The organism is Novosphingobium sp. BL-S-19 (assembly GCF_055521675.1).
Genome location: NZ_CM145498.1, coordinates 415,026 through 438,126 on the forward strand (window position 1 = coordinate 415,026; position 23,101 = coordinate 438,126).

At 65.6% G+C, this 23,101-nt stretch carries 19 protein-coding genes; 13 read left to right on the top strand and 6 right to left on the bottom strand.

Annotation, left to right across the window (positions count from 1 at the left end; translation table 11 throughout):
• Positions 1-52: 52 nt before the first annotated feature.
• A complete protein-coding gene (gene lptB, locus ACZ1JV_RS10285) occupies positions 53-835 on the bottom strand; it encodes an LPS export ABC transporter ATP-binding protein (RefSeq protein ID WP_465136471.1) in 783 nt (260 codons plus the stop codon).
• Positions 836-1,274: 439 nt separating this feature from the next.
• Here lptB and ACZ1JV_RS10290 point away from each other — a divergent pair, with 439 nt between their 5' ends.
• Complete coding sequence (locus ACZ1JV_RS10290; RefSeq protein ID WP_465136470.1) at positions 1,275-1,586, top strand: hypothetical protein; 312 nt, start codon at positions 1,275-1,277, stop codon at positions 1,584-1,586.
• A 487-nt stretch (positions 1,587-2,073) separates the two neighbouring features.
• Complete coding sequence (locus ACZ1JV_RS10295; RefSeq protein ID WP_465151478.1) at positions 2,074-3,420, top strand: TldD/PmbA family protein; 1,347 nt, start codon at positions 2,074-2,076, stop codon at positions 3,418-3,420.
• Between the two features lie 44 nt (positions 3,421-3,464).
• Here ACZ1JV_RS10295 and ACZ1JV_RS10300 read toward each other — a convergent pair whose 3' ends face one another.
• Together ACZ1JV_RS10300 and ACZ1JV_RS10305 are read right to left on the bottom strand one after the other, a co-directional pair.
• Complete coding sequence (locus tag ACZ1JV_RS10300; protein ID WP_465151479.1) at positions 3,465-5,990, bottom strand: mechanosensitive ion channel family protein; 2,526 nt, start codon at positions 5,988-5,990, stop codon at positions 3,465-3,467.
• 78 nt (positions 5,991-6,068) lie between these two features.
• Complete coding sequence (locus ACZ1JV_RS10305; RefSeq protein WP_465151480.1) at positions 6,069-6,548, bottom strand: META domain-containing protein; 480 nt, start codon at positions 6,546-6,548, stop codon at positions 6,069-6,071.
• 311 nt (positions 6,549-6,859) lie between these two features.
• Between ACZ1JV_RS10305 and ACZ1JV_RS10310 the strand changes: the two genes are divergently transcribed.
• From ACZ1JV_RS10310 to ACZ1JV_RS10320, 3 genes are all read left to right on the top strand, one after another.
• Positions 6,860-7,954, top strand: coding sequence for a TauD/TfdA family dioxygenase (locus ACZ1JV_RS10310; RefSeq protein WP_465151481.1), 1,095 nt, complete (start codon positions 6,860-6,862; stop codon positions 7,952-7,954).
• 303 nt (positions 7,955-8,257) lie between these two features.
• Positions 8,258-11,728 (top strand): indolepyruvate ferredoxin oxidoreductase family protein, encoded by a 3,471-nt coding sequence (locus ACZ1JV_RS10315; RefSeq protein ID WP_465151482.1) that lies wholly within the window; start codon positions 8,258-8,260, stop codon positions 11,726-11,728.
• Positions 11,729-11,818: 90 nt separating this feature from the next.
• On the top strand, positions 11,819-12,826 hold the full coding sequence (locus ACZ1JV_RS10320) for an LLM class flavin-dependent oxidoreductase (protein ID WP_465151483.1): 1,008 nt from the start codon (positions 11,819-11,821) through the stop codon (positions 12,824-12,826).
• A gap of 204 nt (positions 12,827-13,030) precedes the next feature.
• On the opposite strand, the gene ACZ1JV_RS10325 is transcribed toward ACZ1JV_RS10320, so the two are convergent.
• Positions 13,031-13,894: a LysR family transcriptional regulator gene (locus ACZ1JV_RS10325; protein ID WP_465151484.1), complete on the bottom strand. Its 864-nt coding sequence runs from the start codon at positions 13,892-13,894 to the stop codon at positions 13,031-13,033.
• A gap of 125 nt (positions 13,895-14,019) precedes the next feature.
• Here ACZ1JV_RS10325 and ACZ1JV_RS10330 point away from each other — a divergent pair, with 125 nt between their 5' ends.
• From ACZ1JV_RS10330 to ACZ1JV_RS10355, 6 genes are all read left to right on the top strand, one after another.
• On the top strand, positions 14,020-15,621 hold the full coding sequence (locus ACZ1JV_RS10330) for a carboxyl transferase domain-containing protein (RefSeq protein ID WP_465151485.1): 1,602 nt from the start codon (positions 14,020-14,022) through the stop codon (positions 15,619-15,621).
• A 5-nt stretch (positions 15,622-15,626) separates the two neighbouring features.
• Entirely contained in the window at positions 15,627-15,941 is a 315-nt protein-coding gene (locus tag ACZ1JV_RS10335) for a DUF3088 family protein (RefSeq protein WP_465151486.1), read from the top strand.
• Between the two features lie 29 nt (positions 15,942-15,970).
• On the top strand, positions 15,971-16,444 hold the full coding sequence (locus ACZ1JV_RS10340; protein WP_465151487.1) for a hypothetical protein: 474 nt from the start codon (positions 15,971-15,973) through the stop codon (positions 16,442-16,444).
• Positions 16,441-18,285 carry an acetyl/propionyl/methylcrotonyl-CoA carboxylase subunit alpha gene (locus ACZ1JV_RS10345; protein ID WP_465151488.1) on the top strand — a complete coding sequence of 615 codons (1,845 nt, stop codon included), beginning with the start codon at positions 16,441-16,443 and terminating at the stop codon, positions 18,283-18,285. Before ACZ1JV_RS10340 ends, ACZ1JV_RS10345 begins: the two co-directional genes overlap by 4 nt.
• A 98-nt stretch (positions 18,286-18,383) precedes the next feature.
• The gene (locus ACZ1JV_RS10350; protein ID WP_465151489.1) at positions 18,384-18,785 is read left to right on the top strand and encodes a hypothetical protein; all 402 of its coding nucleotides are present in this window, start codon (positions 18,384-18,386) and stop codon (positions 18,783-18,785) included.
• A 53-nt stretch (positions 18,786-18,838) separates the two neighbouring features.
• Positions 18,839-19,294, top strand: a complete 456-nt coding sequence (locus ACZ1JV_RS10355; RefSeq protein WP_465152542.1) for a MaoC family dehydratase — start codon at positions 18,839-18,841, stop codon at positions 19,292-19,294.
• A 314-nt stretch (positions 19,295-19,608) separates the two neighbouring features.
• Here ACZ1JV_RS10355 and ACZ1JV_RS10360 read toward each other — a convergent pair whose 3' ends face one another.
• Positions 19,609-20,679: a hypothetical protein gene (locus tag ACZ1JV_RS10360; protein ID WP_465151490.1), complete on the bottom strand. Its 1,071-nt coding sequence runs from the start codon at positions 20,677-20,679 to the stop codon at positions 19,609-19,611.
• Positions 20,680-20,859: 180 nt separating this feature from the next.
• On the opposite strand from ACZ1JV_RS10360, the gene ACZ1JV_RS10365 reads away from it, so the two are divergent.
• Together ACZ1JV_RS10365 and ACZ1JV_RS10370 are read left to right on the top strand one after the other, a co-directional pair.
• Positions 20,860-21,348 carry a DUF4136 domain-containing protein gene (locus tag ACZ1JV_RS10365; protein ID WP_465151491.1) on the top strand — a complete coding sequence of 163 codons (489 nt, stop codon included), beginning with the start codon at positions 20,860-20,862 and terminating at the stop codon, positions 21,346-21,348.
• Between the two features lie 158 nt (positions 21,349-21,506).
• Positions 21,507-22,280 (top strand): helix-turn-helix domain-containing protein, encoded by a 774-nt coding sequence (locus tag ACZ1JV_RS10370; RefSeq protein WP_465151492.1) that lies wholly within the window; start codon positions 21,507-21,509, stop codon positions 22,278-22,280.
• 20 nt (positions 22,281-22,300) lie between these two features.
• On the opposite strand, the gene ACZ1JV_RS10375 is transcribed toward ACZ1JV_RS10370, so the two are convergent.
• A complete protein-coding gene (locus ACZ1JV_RS10375; RefSeq protein WP_465151493.1) occupies positions 22,301-23,089 on the bottom strand; it encodes an IclR family transcriptional regulator in 789 nt (262 codons plus the stop codon).
• Between the last annotated feature and the right edge of the window lie 12 nt (positions 23,090-23,101).

The window sequence follows — 23,101 nt, forward strand, 5'->3', positions numbered from 1 at the left end:
CAATCCTGCCACCCCGTTCGCGCCGTGGAGCCCCCTCACAGCGTGAACCCCATCACAGGGTGAAGCCTTCGCCCAGATAGAGGCGGCGGACGTTTTCATCGGCAACCAGCGCTTCGGGGCTGCCCGCGAAGAGCACCTGGCCGCCGTAGATGATGCAGGCGCGGTCGACGATATCCAGCGTCTCGCGCACGTTATGGTCGGTGATCAGCACGCCGATGCCGCGATTCTTCAGGTCGCGCACCAGTTCGCGAATGTCGGCGATGGACAGTGGATCGATGCCGGCGAACGGTTCGTCCAGCAGCATGATCGAAGGCTTGGCGGCCAGCGCGCGGGCGATTTCGCAGCGGCGGCGTTCACCGCCCGAAAGCGCCATCGCCGGGCTGGAGCGCAGGCGGGTAAGGCCGAATTCGTCCAGCAGGCGCTCCAGTTCCGAGGCGCGCACGTCCTTCTCGGGCTCGTTCAGTTCCAGCACCGCGCCGATGTTCTGTTCGACGGTCATGCCGCGAAAGATCGAGGTTTCCTGCGGCAGATAGCCCAGACCCAGCACCGCGCGGCGGTACATCGGCAGGCGCGTCACGTCGACGCCGTCCATCAGGATACGGCCCGAGTCGGGGCGCACCAGACCCATGATCGAATAGAAGCAGGTGGTCTTGCCGGCGCCGTTCGGGCCCAGCAGACCCAGCACTTCGCCCTTGGCCACGGACAGCGAGATGTCGGTCAGCACCGCACGCTTGTCATAGCTCTTGGCGATCGAGATGACCTCAAGCCCGCCATTCTGCGCCACGCTTACCGCGGCGGCCGAGGTTTCCTGCATGCGTTCGCTCGTTTCGGTCATCTTCCCCGCCGTTTACGCAGCCCACCGGCCCACCGCAAGCCGCCATTTCCCTTAGTCGGCATTTCGCGCGCCTGAATGCCCGCCCCGATCTCGGCCGGAACCGCCGCGGCGATCCGATGGTTTCCCCTTATGGTTGATGGGCAATAAGGTTGATATCTCGGGGATCGAATATTGCGCTTTGCGTGGGGTGAACTTGCCAATCCATGCGCAGCGTGATCTAGTGATCGCGGGAGAGACAATAAAGGTCGCACTCAGGACAGAAAGGTTGGGCTCCATGGCCAAGACCGGCAGACATGCAGGGGTTTCAGACGGTTTCGGACACGATACCGAAGCAGGGCAGAAGGAGATGCGTTCCTCGTCCGGCCCAAGGCCCATTCATCGCGTCCTGCCTGAAGGCGATCAGCCCCACGCGAAACCGCTTCCCGATTTCCGCCGGAAGATGAGCGATCACATCGCTTACGCCCTGCTGGTCTACACCGCCCTGCAGATTTTCGTGACGATCGGTGCCCTGAAGTCGAGCGGCGAATCGCTGCTGCCCTATCTGGCGCTGGTGATCCTGGTGATCGCCATCATCCCCGCCTGCCGCCGTTTCGAAGCGCGCTGGAACCGCCTGAGCGACGAACAGGCGCACGATCCCGCGCTCCAGCCGTTCTACCGCCGCGATCTGATGATGCTGTGGGGATTGGCGATCGGATTGCCCTTTGCGCTGACCGGCCTGTTCAAGGGACTGGCGTTGGTGCTGGCGCGTTAGAACGGATCGACATTCAGCGCTTTGAAGGTTTCGCCGACGCGCGAATAATTCCCCAGGCGACCAGCAGGCAGACGATCCAGCTTGGCGGCGCGGCTGTGATCAGCCACCAGTCTAGCGAGACAAAATCCCCCACCCCTAACCCCTCCCGCTTGTGAGAGGGGGGCAGCGCCACGACGAGATGGCAGAGCTATCCTGCCCTCCCGCAGGCGCGAGGGCCGCGAGACTCACGAAGCGTAGCGAAGTTAGTCGCAGCGGGGTGGGCAAGCGCAACGTCCGATCCCCTCATTCCCACCTTCCAACACCGCTCAGGCTGAGCCTGTCGAAGCTCCCGGCGGCGGGGCGCTCAGCCCACATCCTTCGACAAACTTAGGACGGGCAGGTGGGAGAGTTTCCGTCCCGCGTTTGCCCTTCGCTGCCGGGAGGTCTAGTCCCGGTTTGAATGCCGCGCGCTTGTTCTGCGCGCCGTGCCCATGGAGATCGAAAGAGGATGCTGACCCCCGACGAAGCGCTCGACCGCGCCCAGCAGCTGGTGGAGCGTGCGCGCCGTGCCGGTGCCGATGCCGCCGATGCGGTCTATGGCGCCAGTTCGTCGGAGTCGATCCAGGTTCGTCTCGGCAAGCTGGAAGACGTCGAACGGTCGGAAAGCGAGCATATCTCGCTGCGATTGTTCGTCGGTAAGCGCTCCGCCAGCATCGGCTCCAGCGACTTGTCTTCGCAGGCGCTGGATGAATTGGCGAGCCGTGCGCTGGCAATGGCGCGCAGCGCGCCGGAGGATGCCTTTGCCGGGCTGGCGCCGGAGGAACTGCTCTCCACCGGGCCCTGGGCCGACCTTGATCTGCTGGACGACCGTGAGCCCGGCCCACAGGACTTGCGCCGGATGGCCGAAGAGGCGGAAGACGCCGCGCGTGCGGTGGCCGGCGTTACCAATTCGGACGGCGCTTCTGCCAGTTCGGGCGGGGGTGTGGCCGCACTGGCGACCAGCCATGGCTTCGGCGGCGCTTATGGCTCCACCAGCCGCTCGGTCAGCGCCTCCGTGGTCGCGGGTGAGGGGGCGGACAAGCAGCGCGATGGCGACTGGCGGGCGATGCATCACTGGGCGGACCTGCCGACGGCGGCCTCGATCGGTGCGCTGGCGGGTGAGCGGGCCGTTGCCAAGCTGTCGCCGGGGCGGCTGCGCAGCGGACCGATGCCGGTGGTATTCGATCCGCGCGTGGGCGGGTCGCTGATCGGGCATTTGCTGGGCGCGATGTCGGGCAGCGCGATCGCGCGGCGCTCCAGTTTCCTGCTCGACCGGCTGGATCAGGCGATCTTCGCGTCCGGCATCACCGTGGTGGAGGATCCGCTGCGCCTGCGCGGTCTGCGTTCGCGCGCGTTCGATGGCGAGGGGCTGGCGACCCGCGCGCGCAATCTGGTGGAGGACGGGCGATTGACTGGCTGGCTGCTGGAAAGCGCCTCCGCCCGCCAGTTGGGCCTTGCGCCCACCGGGCATGCCGCACGCGGCGGCAACGGTGCGCCGGGGGTTTCGGTGGGCAATGTGGACTTGCTGCCAGGTACCCTCTCCCCCGCCGAACTGATGGCGGACATCAAGGACGGGGTCTACATCACCGAGCTGATCGGACAGGGCGTGAACGGCGTAACCGGGGATTACAGCCGTGGCGCCTCGGGTTTCCGCATCGTCGATGGCCAGATCGCCGGGCCGGTGGCGGAATTCACCGTGGCCGGAAACCTGCTGGCGATGTTCGCGGCGCTGACACCCGCCAACGACCTTGAGCGCGACCGCTCGCTGAATGTGCCGACCCTGCGCGTGGATGGGCTGACCGTAGCCGGGGATTGATAGTCTGTCTGCAAATACCCGGATGGGCCGTTGCAGACAAACTCTCACTTTTTCTTGCGCGGATCTTCCTCGTGGATGCGCACTTCCATCTGCGGGAAGGGCATCTCGATGTTTTCGGCGGCGAAGCGACGGGCGATCTCGAAGCGCATGGTGGAGGCGGTGGCGCTGCCGTCCGTGGCATCGCGCACGAAGACCAGCAGGCGCATCTGGATCGCGCTCTCTGCAAAGGCGTCCAGCGTCACGTTAGGCTCCGGCCAGTCGAGCACGCCGTCTTGCGCCTTGGCGATCTCCACCAGCACGGCGCGCACGCGTTCGAGGTCCGATCCGTAGGCGACACCGATCGGCACCACCACGCGGGCGAGGTGTTCACCCAAGCTGAGGTTCTTCACGCTGCCGGTGATCAGCTGCGAGTTCGGGATGATGATCTGGTGCCGGTCGAAGCTTTCCAGGTGGGTTGAGCGCACCGAGACCTTGCGCACGATGCCGGAATACGTGCCCACCTCTATCCAGTCGCCCTCGCGGATCGGGCGTTCGACCAGCAGGATGATGCCGCTGGTGAAGTTCTCCACCGTCGATTGCAGGCCGAAGCCGAGGCCGACCGACAGGGCGGTGGCGATGAAGGCCAGGCTGGTGAGGTCGAGGCCCGTCGTGGCGACGGCGACGGCGGCCGAAATGACGATGCCGACATAGCCGATGATGGTGACGATGGAGGCCTGCGATCCGCGGTCGATCTCGAACTGGGGCAGGATCGTCAGGTTGATGATCCGCTGCGTCCAGCGCGTGGCGATATAGCCGGCCAGGAACACGAAGCCGAAAGTCAGGATGTCCCCCGCCGAGATGTTGACATTGCCGAAGGTTACGCCGGTGCGCAGGGTGACGATGGCGTCGCCGATCTCGCGGCTGTTGTAGCCCCAGGTGATCGCCAGCAGTGGCAGCACCGCCAGCGTCAGGGTTATGCCCGCCAGCATCGGTACGAAATGGATGCCGGTGCGGTACCGTTTCAATCCGCTTTCAGAGAGCATTCCAACCACCAGCGTCACCAGCCGGTGCAGGAAGATGGCGATGGCTATGATCCCTACGGAAACGACGAGATCGGAGAAAATCTCGCGCGCGAAGACGATGTAGCCCACCAGTGCCGCCGCCACGCAGCCAGCCGCCAGCAGCATCAGGATCTTGCTGAGCGGGCCCGCGAAATCCAGCGGATTGCCTTCCTTGCGGGCATGGGCGTGGTGCGGCGTTTGCGCGGGGGCGTCGCTCGCCGGTTCGCGTCCCTTGTCGATCAGCAGGGCCAGGCGCCAGACCAGCGCGCTGCCGCAGATCAGCAGCACGGCCGATGCCATGTCGATGAAGGTGATGGCCAGAAGGCCCAGATCCTCGATCCCCTCAATCACCAGTTCCAGCCCCAGCACGATGCCCAGCAGGCGGATCGTGGAGACCGCACGGGCACTCACGTCCGCGCGCAACTGGATCAGCCGCAATTCGGGGAAGGGCGATTGCAGCGTGCTCTTGGCCAGCCACTGGGCGATGGCCACCACCAGCGCGGCGAACAGCAGCAGAAGGCTGAGCCCGGTCAGCGCCTCCACGGTCAGGAAGGGCTTCATCAGCACGGCGAAGGCGGCGACCGAACAGCCGATCGCGAAGAACAGCAGGATCGCGGCGATCATATCCTCTACGATCACGACGATCAGGCGCTTGGCGATCTGGGGAATCGCCTCGCGCCGGATGGTGAAGCGGCGCCGGAGGATGTGCAGCAGGCGGATCGCCGCGAAGGGCCCAAGCAGGACAAGCACCGCCACGGCCAGCAGGCGCAGGCCGAAGCCGCTGGCGCCGTCCTTGGCCACGCCCTTGGCGATTTGCGGCGCGGCAATATCGATCGCCTTGCGGGTGTCTCCCGCCACTGCGATCCAGGAGTTGGGATCAAGGATCGAGGACGCGCGTTCGGACCGGCGATTGCGCTCTATCGTCGCGATCCGTTCGTCCAGTTCAGCCACCAGTGTGGCGGCACGCGCCTGCGCTTCGCGCGCGTCGAGCACCGGGGCCAGGGTGACCGAAAGCTGGGCATCCAGATCCTTGCGGCGCTGGGTGATGGCTCCGGCTTCGGTCTTGCCGTCGGCTGGCGGGGCGCCGAGCGCGGTGATCTGGGCCTGGATGATCCGGGCATCGAGATTGCTGCGGTCGGCGATCTGGCGGGCAAGGTCGCGGTCGGCGGCCAGCCGGTCGCGCAATTTGTTGAGGCGGTGGACCTCTTCGTAGTCGTATCGGCCCACCGGCTTGCGCAGCACGGCCTGCGCATCGGCAGCGTCGGCATTGAAGCGGGCGATGGTTTCCGGCCCGGCGAAAGGTGTCGTCGGCGTCGGCTTGGCGGGAGGCCCGGCAGGGGTGGTTTCGGGGGCGGTTTCAGTCTGGCTGCCACCTTGCGTCTCCGCCGGCTCGGGCGAGGCTTTGGTGCCGGGCACGAGCTTCGACAGTCCCGGTATCTGGGCAAGCGCCACCGGGCTCCAGACCGCCGTGCAGATCAGCAGCAGCGCCACAAGCGCGCTGGCCGCGAAGCCGTGGCCGCGCCCGCTCATATTCCGCAGACTTTCAGGCCGGCGATGGACACCGCGATGCTCAATCGATCCCCCTTTAGGCGGCCCCGCCGCACCGGTTTACTGCGGGGCAAACTCGAAAATGCCGCTATCCATTTTCAGCGCAAGGAAAAGATGCCCGTCGCGCATCGTATAGCTGGCCACGTCCGGCAGTCGCGCGGCCATCATCTGGCCGATGTCCGGCTGCGGGCACAGCGCGCGGGTGGAGGCGACGGGGCCGATCTTCAGCCCGCCGCCATCGGTTCCGTGGGGATCGGCGCTCCACGTGCTGCGGCCGCGATTGCAGTCCAGCTGCATGGCCAGCGCGCCATCGGTGCCGAATTCCAGCGTATACATGCGGCCCTCGCCGGGCTTCGTCGTTCCCTGCGCATCGTCCATCGACTGAAAGCCGATCAGCTTCCAGGAGGTCGCGGCCAAGCCTGCCGTTGCCGGGGTGGCGGTCGGCGGCGGCGTGGAGGCGGGGGCGGAGGAAGTTTCGCCGCATCCGCCAAGGGCGATCGCCAGCGCAAGCGCGGCAGGAACGAAGGAAATCCGGTTCATGGCATAGTCTCCGCTTGTCGGGTCGAAGGGGCAGGAATTTTCAACTGGCCGATGGCGAGGCATTCCGGGTGTCCGCCCGGAATACCATCCTGGAACCCGGGCAGCAATTTTCGCGATTTCGCTTTTTTCGCCATGATCTTGCCGCGCGAACCGGGGGTATCGCATGGCGGTGTGCCCCGGCGGCGTTACCGGTGCGCAAAGGCCGGAGATACGCATTCGGGAAAGCTTTCGGACATGGCATGACAAGTCGTGGGCGCTTCGGCGGCCTAGACAGGGGCATCACGCAATGCCCCGCAAAAGGACCTGAAAGCATGGCCAGTTCCGCCTCCACCTCTGCAGAGGTCTTCCCGCCCGTCACCACCGCCGCCGCTTGGCGTGGGGACAGGCTCACGGGGACCGACGAATGGATCTACATGTTGTCTGGCGAGCAGGTTGCCGAACTGGAAACGCTCGGCACGCGCTTCATGGCCGAGAACCCGGATCTGCGCACCGTCACGGCCGAGGAATATCCGCTGGTCGCTTGCGCCGATGCGGTGAAATCCTGGGGCGAGGATGTCGATTACGGGCGCGGCTTCGTGCTGGTGCGGGGCCTGCGTACCGAGCTTTATTCGGATGCGCTGTCGAACGCGATCTACTACGTGCTCGGCCTGCACATGGGCGACCCGATCCGTCAGAACGAGATGGGCGACCTGATCGACCACGTCTACGCCACCAGCGACAAGACTATGGACGATCCTACCGCGCTGTCCTCCAAGGTGCGTGACAAGCTGGTCTATCATTCGGACAGTTCGGACATCGTCGCGCTCATGTGCCTGCGGCCGGCCAAGGAGGGGGGGCTTTCGTGCCTCGTTTCCGGCGCGGAGATCTACAACGAGATCCTGCGCCGCCGCCCCGATCTGGCGCCGCTGTTGCTGGAGCCGTTCCATTGGGACTGGCGCCGGCAGGACCATAATGCACCGGCGGATACCTACACTTCGCCCATCGTCAGCCTCGTCGACGGGGTGTTCTCGATGTACGCGGGCTCACTCTACATCCTCACCGCGCAGGAATACGAGGGCGTGCCCAAGCTGAGCCCCGAGCAGATCGAGGTGCTCGAACTCTTCGACACCATCACGTACGAAGAGGGCATGGCGATCGAGATGGATTTCCGCCCCGGGGACATCCAGTGGCTGTCGAACTATGCCGCGCTCCATGCCCGCACCACGTTCTGGGACTGGCCGGAACCGCAGCGCAAGCGGCACTTGCTACGCCTTTGGCTGAGCCGCGATGCCGGGCGTCCGGTGGTGGACGGGTTCGGCAAGAACGGCGTAGTGCAGGTGCGTCAGGCCCCGCGCGATGGGCAGGCGGAGCATCCCGATGCGCACTTCGATGTGTTCTCGGTTTCGGTGCCGCGTTTGATGAGTTGAGAGTGGCGTAATCAAACTCCTCTCCTGCAAGGGGAGGTGGCAGCGCGTAGCGCTGACGGAGGGGTGTAACCGGCGCGGTAGTTCGCTACCGAGAGGGTGACGTCCCTCCACCGCCCTTCCTTCGACAAGCTCAGGATGAGCGGGGGCGGTCACCTTCCCGTTGCAGGGGAGGATTGAAAGGGATCGAAAGCGGACCCAACCGCACCCCCAATTGACCCCCACGGCGCACCGCGCGCTCCCCGCTTGCACCCCCGCGCGCCATCTGAAAGGCCGCGAGAAAGGACAGGAAAACCGGGGATCCGAGTGACCAAGACGGTCGTCACGCTGGAAGACAAGTACAGGCAAGTCGATGGGCAAGTGATGCTCTCGGCCTTGCAGGGTGTCGTGCGCCTGCTGTTGGATCAATCGCGACGCGACCGTGCAGCGGGGCTGAACACGGCGGGCTATGTTACCGGCTATCGCGGCTCCCCGATCACCACGCTCGATGCGCAGTTGTGGGCTTCCGAAAAGCTGCTCACCGAACATCATGTGCGTTTCGAGCCCGGTCTGAACGAGGAACTGGCGGCCACCTCGGTGCGCGGCACCCAGCAGCTCGACTGGTATGGTAAGCCCAACGTCGAGGGTGTCTTCGCGCTCTGGTACGCAAAGGGTGTCGGCGTCGAGCGCGCGGGGGAGGCGATCAAGGCGGCGAATTTCGAAGGCACGCACCCCAAGGGCGGCGCGCTGCTGCTTTGCGGGGACGACCATGCGGCCAAGTCCTCGCTGACCGCGCATCAATCCGAACATGTGCTGATTACCGCGATGGTCCCAGTGCTCTACCCGGCGACGACCGACGAGATTCTCAGCTTCGGCCAGTTCGGCTGGGCGCTGTCGCGCGCCAGCGGGCTCTATGTGGCGATGAAGGCAGTGACCGACACGCTGGACCTGACCACGACCGTCACGCTGCCGGGACACAGCTTTCCGATTGCCCTGCCGGAGATTCCCGCCGGTCCCTCTCCAAACTTGCGCATCGCAATGTCGGCGCTGGAGCAGGAGCGGATGGTGATCGAGCGACGCCTGCCGATCGTGCCGCTGTTCACCGCGTTCAACCGCATCAACCGCGTGAGTCATGAAGCGCCCGGCGCGCGGCTGACGGTGGTGAGCGCGGGCAAGGCCTGGCTCGATCTCTGTCAGGCGCTGGCGGATCTGGGGCTGGACGAGGCCGGGTGTGCGGCGCTGGGGCTTCGGGTTGTGAAGCTTGGCCTTGTCTGGCCGCTCGATGCCGCGTTCGTGCGGCAGGTCTGCGGCGGCAGCGCCGAAGTCATGGTGGTCGAGGAAAAGCGGCCCGTTATCGAGGACCAGATCGCTCGCCTGTTCTATGGCCGCTCCGATGCGCCTGCGCTGTCGGGCAAGACCGCGCCGGATGGTGCGCCACTGCTGTCCGAAGTGGGCGTGCTCGATGCGGCCACCGTCCGCCGCGCGCTGATCGCGCGCATGGCGGCGCTGAGCATGCTGCGCGAGGAGCTCGCCGCGCGCGATGTCCTGCTGCGCGCGCGGGAGGATTCCGCCGCCGCGCTTGAACGCACCGCGATCCGCCCGGCCTATTTCTGCTCGGGCTGCCCGCACAATACCTCGACCGTGGTGCCCGAAGGATCGGCGGCGATGGGGGCGACCGGGTGCCACGGCCTTGCCCATTACATGCCGGAGCGCAACACGATGCAGACGGTGTCGATGGGGCAGGAGGGGATGCCCTGGATCGGCGCGCAGCATTTCGTCGATACGCCGCACATGTTCCAGAACCTGGGCGACGGGACCTACACGCATTCCGGCCTGCTGACGATCCGCGCGGCGGTGGCGGCGAAGAGCCGGGTGACCTTCAAGATCCTCTACAACGATGCCGTCGCCATGACCGGCGGGCAGCCTGCAGAGGGCGCGCTCAGCCCCGAACAGATCGTGCGCGAACTCTCGGTGGAGGGCGTCCATCCGGTGGTGCTGGTGAGCGAGGACCCGTCGCGTTTCGCAGCGTCCGATCTGCCCGCGGCAACCCGCGTGCTGCACCGGGATGAATTGGACGCGGTGCAGCGGACCTTGCGCGATCTCCCCGGCACCAGCGCCATCGTCTACGAGCAGACGTGTGCCAACGAGAAGCGTCGCCGTCGCAAGAAGGGGGGCTACCCCGATCCCGACCGGCGGCTCTGGATCAATCCGGCGGTCTGCGAAGGGTGCGGCGATTGTTCGGTGCAGTCGAACTGCCTCTCGGTCGTGCCGGTCGAGACCGAGTTCGGCCGCAAGCGCGCCATCGACCAGTCGAGCTGCAACAAGGATTTCTCCTGCATCAAGGGGTTCTGTCCCAGCTTCGTGGAGGTTTCGGGCGGCACGCTCAGAAAGCGCAGCATGGACGATGCCGCGCTGGCGCGCATGGTCGCGGCGCTACCCGACCCGGCGGTGGCGGACTTGTCCGGCGGAGCCTCCGCCATGTTGGTGGCGGGCATCGGCGGCACTGGCGTGCTCACGGTCGGCGCGGTGCTGGCGATGGCGGCGCAACTGGAGGGCAAGGCCGCCAAAGTGCTCGACCAGACCGGCATGGCACAGAAGGGCGGGGCGGTGGCGAGCCATATCCGCATCGGCGCCGATGCCGCGGCGATCCCCTCCGCACGACTGGGCGCGGGCATGGCGGATCTGGTGATCGCCTGCGATCTGGTGGTGGCCTCCTCGCCCGAAGTCATGGCGCTGGCGCGGCCCGATACGCGGGTGCTGGCGAACGAGGATGTGGTGCCCACCGGTGAATTCCAGCGCAACCGCAACCTCGATCTTACGGCCAGCCGCTTCCTCCGCGCCATCGGCAAGCGCGTCGATCCGGGAATGATCGCCTCGCTGCGCGCCGGTTCGCTGGCGACGCGGCTCTTGGGGGATTCGATCTTCACCAACCTGATGATGCTGGGCTTTGCCGCGCAGAAGGGCTTGCTGCCGGTGCGACTGGCCTCGGTGGAAGAGGCGGTGAGGCTGAACGGCGTGGCCGTGCGCGCGAACCTTGCAGCGCTGTCGCTGGGAAGGTTGGCGGCGGCGGGTGGGGAAGACCTGTTTGCGCTCGCCGATGCTGCGCCTTCCGCGCCCGAGCCGCCGCGCGATCTGGCGACCGTGACCGCAAGCTACGCGCGCCTGCTGACCGACTGGCAGAACGCGGCCTATGCTGCGGATTACCGCAAGTTCCTCGATGAGGTTGCGGGCACGCTGGCGGCGCGCGGGCTGGAGGACAGCGAACCTCTGCTGCGCGAGATCGCGCGCCAGCTTGGTCGGCTCATGGCCTACAAGGACGAGTACGAAGTCGCGCGCCTCCACAGCGCATCGGCCTTCCGTGCGGGCCTGTCCGACACCTTCGATGGTAAGCCGCGCCTCAAGCTCCACCTCGCCCCGCCGTTGCTGGCTTTCCGCAAGGATCGTAAGACTGGCCGCCCGCGCAAGATTGCCTTCGGAAGCTGGATATTCCCCGTCTTCGCCGCGCTCGCGAAAGCCAAGGGGCTACGCGGAACATGGCTCGATCCGTTCGGTCACACCGCCGAGCGCCGCATGGAACGCGCGCTGATTGGCGAGTACCGCGACCTTGTGCGCGGGATCGCCGCGAAGGTGGAGCCAACGACGATGGACACGGCGATCGAACTTGCCGCCGCCCCCGCGCTCATCGCCGGATTCGGTGCGGTGAAGGAGACCGGTGTCACCGCCTACCGCGCCCGGGTGGCCGAACTCTCGCCAAGGCTTGAACCCCAAACGGCAATGACGGAACTCGAACCGGCCTGACCGCCGGGGCGGTATCTGCCGCCGCGAAATTGCCGCGTGAAGGCGATTGCCGCACCACCGGGGCCGTCGTTGCTGGAGGGAAGTCGGCTCATGAAGAACACCCGCATCCATGTCTCGTTCGACATGCGTTCGCCCGACTGGGCAGCGCCCACGCACGAACTCTACCGCGCAGCAATCGAGATGGCCGCCTTCGTCGACAGGATCGGCGCCGACCAGATCGGGCTGATGCAGCATCATGGCTCGGACGACGGCTACCTGCCGCAGCCGTTCACTCTAGCGGGTGGCATGGCGGCGGTTACCAGCCGCATCCGTTTCATGCTCGGCGCGGTGGTTTTGCCGCTGCACGATCCGGTCGAACTGGCCGAGCAGATCGCGGTGGTCGATCAGATGTCCAACGGGCGGCTCAATGTCATCTTCGGTGCTGGCTATGTGCCGTTCGAGTTCGCCATGTTCCGCAAGTCCCTGAAGGACCGCGCGCGGCTGATGGACGAAGGGCTGGAGGTGATCCTGCGCGCATTGCGGGGTGAGAAGTTCGAGTTCGACGGCCGCCCGATCTACGTCCGCCCGCTGCCGGTTCAGACGCCGGAAGACATCGTCATGGTCGGCGGCGGCGTGCCCGCATCGGCCAAGCGCGCGGCGAAGTTCGGCGTGGGCTTCGGGCCGATGAAGCCTGAACTCATCGACCTCTACCTTGCCGAATGCGAACGGCTCGGTCATGCGCCGCGCACCTATTTCCGCCCGACGCCGGGTATGCCGCTGGCGGTCCATCTTTGCGAGGATCCCGATGCGGGATGGGACGCGATTGCGCCGCACGTGGTCCACGTCATCACCGAATATGCCAAGTGGGCCGAACAGGAAGGCGACGGTTCGAACTCGCCGTTCAAGGGCCTTACCGATCCGGCCGTGCTGCGCCAGGCAGGCATGTTCGCTGCATGGACGCCGGACCAACTCGTGGAGAAAGTGCGCAGCATGGGCGGCGTCGGCCATGTCGGCTTCCAGCCTTTGCTGGGCGGACTTTCGCCGGAGGAGGGCTGGAAAAGCCTCAAGCTGCTGGAAGCGACGATGCCGCGTTTGAAGGTGGTCGTGGCAGAAGATTGAAGGTAGGAAAGAAGTCCTGGGGCCCTTCGACCAGCTCAGGAGATCCCCCAGACCCGCAAAATGTTTTCGTTGTGCGCCACCTAGCCGCAGTGCGCTCCTTGCGGCGCAGCCAATATGTCTCCCGACGCCGCCGTGGGCGCGCAACGGGCAAGCGGCACCTGACCTGGGCGGTATTGGGGGTGCAGGGGGGCTTTGCTCCCCTGCTTACTCCTTTTCTTCCCGATACAGCCCGCGCAAAATCTCCAGAAAGGCGCTTCTCCTCGCACTCCCGGCGTGCAGCAAACCCACCTCACGCGTGAGTTCGAAATCGCGCACCGGCACGAACCGTACCGAGCCATCGGCAAACCCCTCCGGCATCATCCCGACCCCGGCGCCGCTGCGGATTACCGACAGAACGCGCTCGTCGCTGGTGGTCTTGAGCACGAAGCGCGGGCGGACGCCGCGTTGGGTGAAGAAGCGGTTGATCTCTGGCAGGGCCTCACAGTGTCGGCGCAGGGCCATGCGGTCCTGTGCGAGTTGTTCGGCGAGAATCTCGCGCTCTGCGGCCAGTGGATGGTCGGGCGGCAGCACCATCATGTAGCGCTCGCGAGCGAGCATTTCGGGCTGATAGCGCGCGTGGTGGGGACGAACCACGGTCAATGCCACGTCGATCCGCCCGCGTTCCAGCCGCTCGGCCAGATCGCGCTCGCTGCCGTCGAGCAGTTCGAGCGCCTCGCCGCCGCCGTGCTCGGCATGCTGGGCCAAGGCGCGGCCTATCACGCGGGTGGGGATGGTGTTCAGTACGCCCACGCGCAACAGGCTTGGCTCGGCGGGCTCGGCCAGTTCGACCAGTGCGTGCTCGTATTCGGCGGCGATGCGGCGGGCGCGGATGAGGAAGCGGCTTCCCGCCGGGGTCAGGGCAACGCGCTGGCGATCCCTGTCGAACAGCCGGGCGCCCAATTCGCGTTCCAGCTTGGCGATCCCGGCGGAAAGCGTCGGCTGCGTGACGCTGACCGCCCGCGCCGCGCGGCTGAAATTGCCGGTCTCGGCCACGGCCAGGAAGTAACGCAGCAGATATTGGTCGATCATAGGCACGATCTATTACGAAGGGCGGAAACTTTCAATTTCCGCTGGCGTTTCGGCTTGTCTACATAGGTCGGACAAACCATTCGATCATGGGAAGAGGCCGAAATGGCCGGACCGGAGAAACAAGCATGAGCGCACCGGTGCTCCATACCAGCCTGAATCTCGACAGCCCCGAAGCGCAGGCGCGTGATCGCCACAATCGCGCGCTGGTGGCCGAACTGCGGGAGAAAGTCGCCAAGGCGGCGCTCGGCGGGAACGAGAAATCGCGCGAACGCCATGTCTCGCGCGGCAAGCTGCTGCCGCGGGAGCGCGTGGAGCGGCTGCTCGATCCCGGCTCGCCGCTGCTGGAACTGGGACAGCTTGCCGCGGAAGGACTCTATGAGGACGACATTCCCGGCGCCGGGCTGATTACCGCCATCGGCACGGTTTCCGGCCGCCAGTGCATGATCGTCTGCAACGATGCCACCGTGAAAGGCGGCACCTATTACCCGATCACCGTAAAGAAGCACGTCCGCGCGCAGGAAATCGCGCAAGAAAACAACCTGCCGTGCATCTATCTGGTCGACAGCGGTGGCGCCAATCTGCCGCATCAGGCAGAGGTGTTTCCGGACCGCGACCACTTCGGCCGCATCTTCTTCAACCAGGCGCAGATGTCCGCGAGGGGCATTCCGCAGGTCGCCTGCGTGATGGGAAGCTGCACCGCCGGCGGCGCCTATGTTCCGGCGATGAGCGACGAATCGGTGATCGTGAAGGAGCAGGGCACGATCTTCCTCGCCGGTCCGCCGCTGGTGCAGGCGGCGACGGGCGAAGTGATCTCGGCCGAAGACCTTGGCGGCGGCGATCTCCACAGCCGCAAGTCGGGTGTGACCGATCACCTTGCCGACAATGACGAGCACGCGTTGACCATCGTGCGTGACATCGTCAGCCATCTCGGCCCGCTGCATCATCACGATCAACCGCTGCGCGAACCGCGTCCGCCCAAGTACGATCCGGAAGAACTCTATGCAGTTGTGCCGGAGGACGTGCGCGCACCCTACGACGTGCATGAGGTGATCGCCCGCATCGTCGATGGCAGCGAGTTCCACGAGTTCAAGGCGCTCTACGGTACCACCTTGGTCTGCGGTTTCGCGCATATTCACGGGCAGCCGGTGGCGATCCTTGCCAACAACGGCGTGTTGTTCTCGGAGAGCGCGCAGAAGGGCGCACACTTCATCGAACTGGCCTGCCAGCGCCGTATTCCGCTGCTGTTCCTCCAGAACATCTCCGGCTTCATGGTCGGCGGCAAGTACGAGGCGGAGGGCATCGCCAAGCATGGCGCCAAGCTCGTCACCGCGGTGGCAACCGCCACGGTTCCTAAGATCACCGTGCTGATCGGCGGCTCGTTTGGTGCGGGCAACTACGGCATGTGCGGGCGCGCTTATGACCCGCGTTTCCTGTTCACTTGGCCCAATGCGCGCATCTCGGTGATGGGCGGCGAGCAGGCGGCATCGGTGCTGGCGACCGTTCACCGCGATGCCGCGAAGTGGTCGCCCGAGGAGGCGGAGGCGTTCAAGGCGCCGATCCGCCAGAAGTACGAGGATGAGGGCAACCCCTATTACGCCACGGCGCGCCTGTGGGATGACGGGGTGATCGACCCCGCGCAGACCCGCGACGTGCTGGGCCTTGCGCTGGCGGCGTGCCTTGAGGCACCGATCCCCGAAAGGCCGCAGTTCGGCGTGTTCAGGATGTGATGGCGATGGCCGATATGGATACTCTCTTCGTACTCGATACCGACTACGCCGATCCGGCATTCGGCGGCGAGCGTCGCTTCTATTGCAAGGATTGCGTGACGGTGGAGGGCCTGCTGGCGCTGTTCCCGGAACGCGCGAGCAAGATCGAAGTGGTTCGCGTCGGCTGGCCGCGTCCGCGCGCGGCGGTGGTTGCCATGCTGGGCGAGGCCAATCAGAACCTTCCCGCGCTCGCCTTTGCCGAGGGCGGCTTCGCGGGCGATATCGAGGGTGTGCTTGCGGCGCTGCATACGCGCCACGGGTTTCCCGAACGCCATCCCTGACCGAATGACCTGCATAGGAGTGCCGTGCCATGAGCCTCGCGATGCTGCTGCCGATGATGATGGTTCCACCGCCGCCGATGGGGGATGATCGCACGGCGATCCTGTTCGCGGCGAACGCTATGCTGGCCGCCATCGCCAGCGGAAAGCAGGTCGACATGCAGCGCACTTTCGCAGCAGACGGCACGACTTATGTCTTGGACCTGAGGGGCGCGATGCCCAACTGGCGCGTCAGGCCCAACGCCGATCTGGTTGGCAAACCGGACGATACTTCCGGGCGACGCTATGCCGAGAAGATCGGGGTGCCAACGGTGCTCCAGCGCGGCGATCTGGCCCAGGTCTGGGCGCCATACGTCTTCTCGATCGACGGGAAGAACAGTCATTGCGGCATCGACAACTTCACGATCGTCAGGCGCGAAGGGAAGTGGATGGTCGCCAACCTCAGTTACACGGTCGAGCCGCTTTCGGCTTGTGCCGGGCTTCACGCACCGGAAAGCACACAATGATTCAGTCGCTCCTGATCGCCAATCGCGGCGAGATCGCCTGCCGCGTCATCCGCACGGCCCGCCAGATGGGCATCCGCACTGTCGCGGTCTATTCCGACGCGGACGCCGATGCGCTGCATGTGCGCGAGGCGGACGAGGCGGTGCATATCGGGCCTTCACCGGCGCGGGAGAGCTACCTCGTTGGCGAGAAGATCCTTGCTGCAGCCAAGCAGACCGGTGCCGAGGCGATCCACCCCGGCTACGGCTTCCTGTCCGAGAACGCCGAGTTCGCACAGGCGGTGAAGGATGCGGGGCTGGTGTGGGTCGGGCCTAACCCGTCCTCGATCACCGCGATGGGGCTGAAGGACGCGGCGAAGACGTTGATGGCCGCGGCCGGAGTACCGGTGACGCCGGGCTACATGGGCGCAAATCAGGAGCCTGCCTTCCTGGCCGAAGAGGCTGCGAAGATCGGCTATCCGGTGCTGATCAAGGCGGTCGCCGGCGGCGGCGGCAAGGGCATGCGGTTGGTCGAGACGCCGGAGGCTTTCGAGGACGCGCTGGCATCGTGCAAGCGCGAGGCGGCGTCCTCGTTCGGCAACGACCATGTGCTGATCGAGAAGTACATCGCCAGCCCGCGCCACATCGAGGTGCAGGTCTTCGGCGATAGCCACGGCAACGTCGTCCATCTGTTCGAACGCGACTGCTCGCTTCAGCGCCGTCACCAGAAGGTGATCGAGGAAGCCCCCGCGCCCGGCATGGATCCCGCGACGCGCGAGGCGCTCTGCGCGGCAGCGGTGCGTGCGGCCAAGGCGGTCGATTACGTCGGCGCCGGCACAATCGAGTTCATCGCCGACGGTTCGGGCCCGCTTTCCGCTGACCGCATCTGGTTCATGGAAATGAACACGCGCCTGCAGGTCGAACATCCGGTGACCGAGGAGATCACCGGCGTCGATCTGGTCGAATGGCAGCTTCTGGTCGCCAGCGGAGAGCCGTTGCCAAAGTCCCAAGAAGACCTGACCATCGACGGCTGGGCGATGGAAGCGCGCCTCTATGCCGAGGACCCGGCGAAGGGCTTCCTGCCCAGCATCGGCAAGCTGGAACTGCTGGAGTTCGGCGAGGCAGAAGGCGGCCGCATCGACACCGGCGTCTACGAAGGAGCCGAAGTCTCACCCTTCTACGACCCGATGATCGCCAAAGTCATCGCCTGGGGCGAGGACCGCGACGAAGCGCGCGAACGGCTGGGCGAGATGCTGGAGGACACCGCCGTCTGGCCGGTGCGCACCAATGCCTCGTTCCTGGTGAAGGCCCTGCAGCATCCCGACTTCGCGGCGGGCAAGGTCGACACCGGCCTGATCGGCCGCGATGGCGAGGCCATGGCAGAAACGCCCATGCCTTCGGACGAAGTGCTGGAGGCCGCCGCCAACTCGCTGGTGCCCGTCAACCCGCTGGCGGGTTTCCGCCTCAATGCGGCGCCGGCGCAGGCCGCATGGTTCTCGCTCGATGGCGAGAAGGTCGAGATCGCGCTGACGGGTGAAGGCAGCGAAGACCCCGACGAGGCCGTGCTCGTCACCGAGCAGGGGCAGGCCTGGCTGCTCACCCCCTGGCGCCGCGATGGCGTGCATGGCGGGGCGGATGCCTCGGGCGCGATCCTGGCGCCGATGCCGGGCAAGGTGATCGCGGTCGAGGTCACGCAAGGGCAGGCTGTCACCAAGGGCCAGAAGCTGCTCACCCTCGAAGCGATGAAGATGGAGCACACGCTTACCGCGCCGTTCGATGGCGTGGTGGCCGAACTCAATGCCGTTGCCGGGGCGCAGATTCAGGTCGAAGCCCTGCTGGCGCGCGTCGAACCGACGGAGGCTTGAGGCGGGAGCAGGCCGGTTCCCGTTGCATTTGCGTGGGATCGGCCTAGCCCCTCATCTGTCCGCGCGTTCGTGACGGACTCGATACGAGGAGAGTTCCCATGAAGCTTTCGTATCTTCCCGCAGTTAGTCTGGCCGTCCTCACTCCCATCGTCGCCCTCTCGCCCGCCGATGCGCAGCCGCCTTCCGCCTGGCGCGTGTTGGCGTCGCGGACGCTGAGCGTCGGCAGTTCGCGGGATTCGGTCAACACGCGCAGTTCGAACCGCTATCGGCAGATTCAGGTCTGCGCCCGCCTCGCGTCGATCAGCCTGAACAACTACACCGTGCGTTTCGACAATGGCCGGCAGCAGACGATCCCGGTCCACGGCCGCGTGACTTCGGGTGCGTGCACACGGATTACGTCGCTGACCAGCGGACCGCGCCGGATCACCCGCATCGACTTTTCGTACCAGCGCATTCCGCACGGCCAACGCGCGCCGCAGCTTCGCGTGATGACGCGCTGACCAATTCTACCGGCCGGTGCCCTGCGCCGGCCGGACCATCAAGGGGAGATACGATTTTGCCGGGCCGCTTTTTCGACGAATGGACCGTGGGCGACAGGATCACCCACCAGCCCAGCCGCACCGTTACCGAGACTGACAACCTGATGTTCTCGGCCATGACGCACAACATGCAGCCGCTTCATCTGGATGCCGAGTTCGCCAAGCAGAGCGAGTTCGGCCAGATCCTCGTCAATTCCACTTTCACCTTCAGCCTCGCCGTCGGCCTGTCCATCGCGGACACCACCGTGGGCACGCTCGTCGCCAACCTGGGCTTCGACAAAGTGGTGACGCCCAAGCCGACCTTCATCGGCGATACACTCACCTGCCATTCCGAAGTGGTCGAAATGCGCGAGAGCAAGTCGCGCCCCACGCAGGGCATCGTCGTCTTCAAGCACGAACTGACCAACCAGCGCGGCGAGACAGCCCTGTCGATGCTGCGCACCGTCCTCCTCAACAAGCGACCATCCTGACCATCGGGCCTGATCCAACCCGGTTGACACAGTTGACACGGTCCAGAGGAAAAACCCGCCTCCGGGCCGTGAAAACTGTCACCTTGCGGGGGCGAACCGTCACCTTGTGCGCTGAAAGTGTCGCCTTGTGCCGTGCAAGGTGACACTTTCCGCCGGTGCGTGTCGCCTTGCGGTGGGGCGGCCGACTATTTTCGATCCCCACTCTTTCCGACCCCCACTCTTTCCGACGATGTCAAAGACCGCTGCGCAGGCGACCATGGCAGAGCGGCGCGGCGTAGGAAAACTTCCATTCCGGGCGCTCAGAAGCCTGCCGTTCAGCCGGTCGGGATGGTCACCAGCGGCGCATTGTTGGCGCTGCTGGAATCGTTGAGCGACAGCAATATCTGGGCGATCAGAAACATGCGCTTGGATTCGCTGTCCGTGCCGTCGATCCAGAACCAGTTGCCGCGATAGCGGACCGCGACATGCGGATCGGCAGGGCGGGCGGCGCCGCAATGGATGCGGACGAGAGGAGACGCTCCGGCGGGATCGGTTTGCCCGTCGGAGGCCCTGCCATTGCGATCTTTGTCGGGAATGTCGACGCCCTGTGCCATTTCCGTCAGGATTTCGAACATCGAGCGGGAGCCTATCGCCAGTTGGCCGGACGCCGGCTGGGCCGCCCCGAAACGGATCGCGAGTTCCTTGGCATCGCCCGGCAGATTGAGGGCATGGCGGATGAAGTCGAGATCCGCGCGATCGCTCGCCGAAGGTTCTCTCGACAGGATGGCGCGGGCCGTGAAGTGCGATTTCTCGTCGCGCTCGATATGCAGGGCAATGCCGCCGCTGCGCTGCAAACGTCCGATCGCCTTGATGATGAGGGAAAACTGCGGATCGGCCGCGCCGGCGAACAGGGGATCGTGACTGCCCGCGCGAACGCCGTTGATCGATCGGGCCGACAGCCGGAGGAGGTATTCGGCGGACCATCCCGCCTCCATCATCGCCAGCAGCGAAGCGGGAGGGATGGGCGACAACATGCTGCGCGAGAAGCGCTCCCCCGATAGCGGTGCGTAAGTGATCGTGGGCGTTTCCCGCAGCAGGACATTGGCGCCGGCGGCCCCGCTGGCATCGTCGGGGGCGGGATTGATGCCGAAATCGGCGTGAAGCGAACCTTCGCGCGTGTACTGGCTGATGACCGAGCCCACTTCCAGGAAGGCGGGCGCATCGCCATAGCGTATCGCCACGATATTCAGCAGCAATTGCTCCTTGTTGTTCTGCAGCAGGCGCATGGAATAGTCCGACCGATCGATCCCCATGCGTTGCGCGCCGATGGACGTACACCCCGGTGCCGACACGGCGAGCAGCGGCAGGACGAAAGAGAACCAGAACCGTCTCGCGCCGTGTTCCATCGTGCAGTCTCCGGCATTGCACCGTGCGATTGGTAGAGCGAATTGGCGGCGAGCCCCATCGGGACTTCCCTTGCGCCGATCTCGGGAAAATCCTCATCAACGCGGGCCTGCGTCGTCCTTATGCTGCCGCCGATACGACGAACTGCCAATACGACGAACAGCATGCGACGGAGCCTGAACATGAAAAAGCTGGTACTTGCCGCGGCGCTTGCGGCCATGATTGCGACACCGGTTGCCACTTTTGCGAAAGTCTCGTCCGATGCGACGCCGGGCGTCAATTTTGCCGATTACAAGACGTTCTATTTCGTGAACCCCGGTCCGCCGGCTGGGATCGATCCCGTCGCCTACGAACGTATCCGCATGGATATCGAGCAGGGCCTGACCGGCAAGGGCTACACCAAAGGGTCCGCGGGCGATCTGGCCGTGGTCATAACCGTGGGGGCCAAGGACAAGACGGATATCGAGACCTGGGGCGCGTTCGGGCGCCAGGTGGACGTGCATCAGTATCGCGAGGGGCAGCTTTCGGTCGATGTTTTCGATGCCAAGACGAAGCGGCCGCTCTGGCATGGGCAGGCCGTCGACGATGTCGGCACGAAGCTCAATCCCGAAAAGGTGGAGAAGGAAGTGGGCAAGCTGATGGCCCAGTTCCCGGCCCGCGCGGCGGCCTGACCTGACGTGACCTGAACTGACGTGACCTGAACTGACTTGGGGCGCACCGGTCACAGGATCGGGGCGCCACGACCACGCCGGAGACCATCGCCCGGGCCGAAGGTACAAGATTTTCGGGGTGGCTGAGGCTGCACCGCGTACATTAGGCACCGGAAGGTATGAACATGCCGGTGCACCACGCTTCCTGGGGCCTTACCGAGAAGGAGAAGCAGACGCTTCGCCTGATCGTGCGCGGGCACGATGCCAAGTCGATTGCCCGCAGCCTCGACCTTTCGGTCCATACGATCAACGAGCGGCTGCGCGATGCGCGGCGCAAGATGGCGGTGTCCAGCAGCCGGGAGGCGGCGCGTCTGCTGCTGGAAGTGGAGGGGGATAGAGGAGCCTCTCCGGCCCCCGAATTGCTTGTGGACGCGGGAATCGGGGGAGACGCGGCGGCGGTCCGAGCGGATCAGGCAGAGGCGCCGATCGGCGGCGCGGGGTGGCTCCATCGCCATCCCCGGATCAGCATCGGAGTTCTGCTCATGACCTTTGCCCTCGGCCTTCTGGCGCTCGCCAGCCTCACGCAAGTCGCCACACCACCATCGCCAACACCGACCAGTGCGGTCAATCAGGAGGTCGTCGATGCGGCGCGCCAATGGTTGACGCTGGTGGATCAGGGGCGCTGGGAGGATAGCTACAAGGGCACCGGCTCCGCCTTCCAGAAGCTGAACACCCTGCAGGTATGGGCGGAGACTTCCGAAAAGGTGCGTGTGCCGCTGGGGGCGGTGATTTTTCGCACATTACTCAGTCAGGAGAACCTGCCCGCGCCGCCTGCCGGCTATGAAGTCGTGAAGTTCCGCACCAGCTACGCCAACAAGGCGAATGCAGTGGAGACGGTTTCACTGGCGCGCGAAAATGGCGTGTGGCGCGTGGCAGGCGTGACCATCGAGTAGGTCGGGCGGGTGCGGATCGCCTAGCCTGCCAGATGCTCGCTCAGTGAGCGGGCCGCGCCGACCAGGGCCTGCTTTACCCGGTCCATCTCGCCGCGCAGCGTTGCGCCGATGCCGATGGCGACAAGTGCATGGGAAGGCGCGCCGCTGCCGCGACCGTCTTTCCACACCGGCGTGGCGATCACGGTGACGCCGGCAATGTAGTGGCCGTCATCCACGGCCACGCCGGTCAGCCGCGCTTCGGCGACTTGCGCGCACCATTCTTCCCATGACGGCGCATGGTCCCAGCGCAACGTTTCGAAGCGCGGGTGCAGGGTTTCAAGGTCCTCCACGCCGAAGGCGGCAATGCAGCGGCCGGTGGCGGAAACCAGCGCGGGGAAGCGGCTACCCACTTGGGTGGAGAGCTGGAATGCCTCGCCCGATTGCGCCATCGCCGTGACGATGATGTGATCCAGCCCGAATACCTGCACACCCAATGTGGTCAGCCCGAAGTCGCGCGAGATGCGGTCGAGAGGGCCTTGCGCAAGGTCGTTGAACTGGTCCCGCTTCAGCCATCCGCGCGCAAGCGTGAGCACGCCGGCATCGAGTGCGTAGCGCTTGGTATCGGGATCGAAAGCCACGAATTCCTCGGCCACCAAGGCCCTTAGAACATAGAGGCAGGTGCTGGGCACCAGCCCCAGTTCGCGGGCGATGGCCTGCACCCCCATCGGCGATCCGCGCTTGCCCAGCAGGCGCAGCACGGCCGCTGCCCGGGCGATGGCGGGGGCCTTGCTGGCGCGCACGGCGTCTTCGAGGGGGTCTGTGATGCTCATTGTTCAATATAT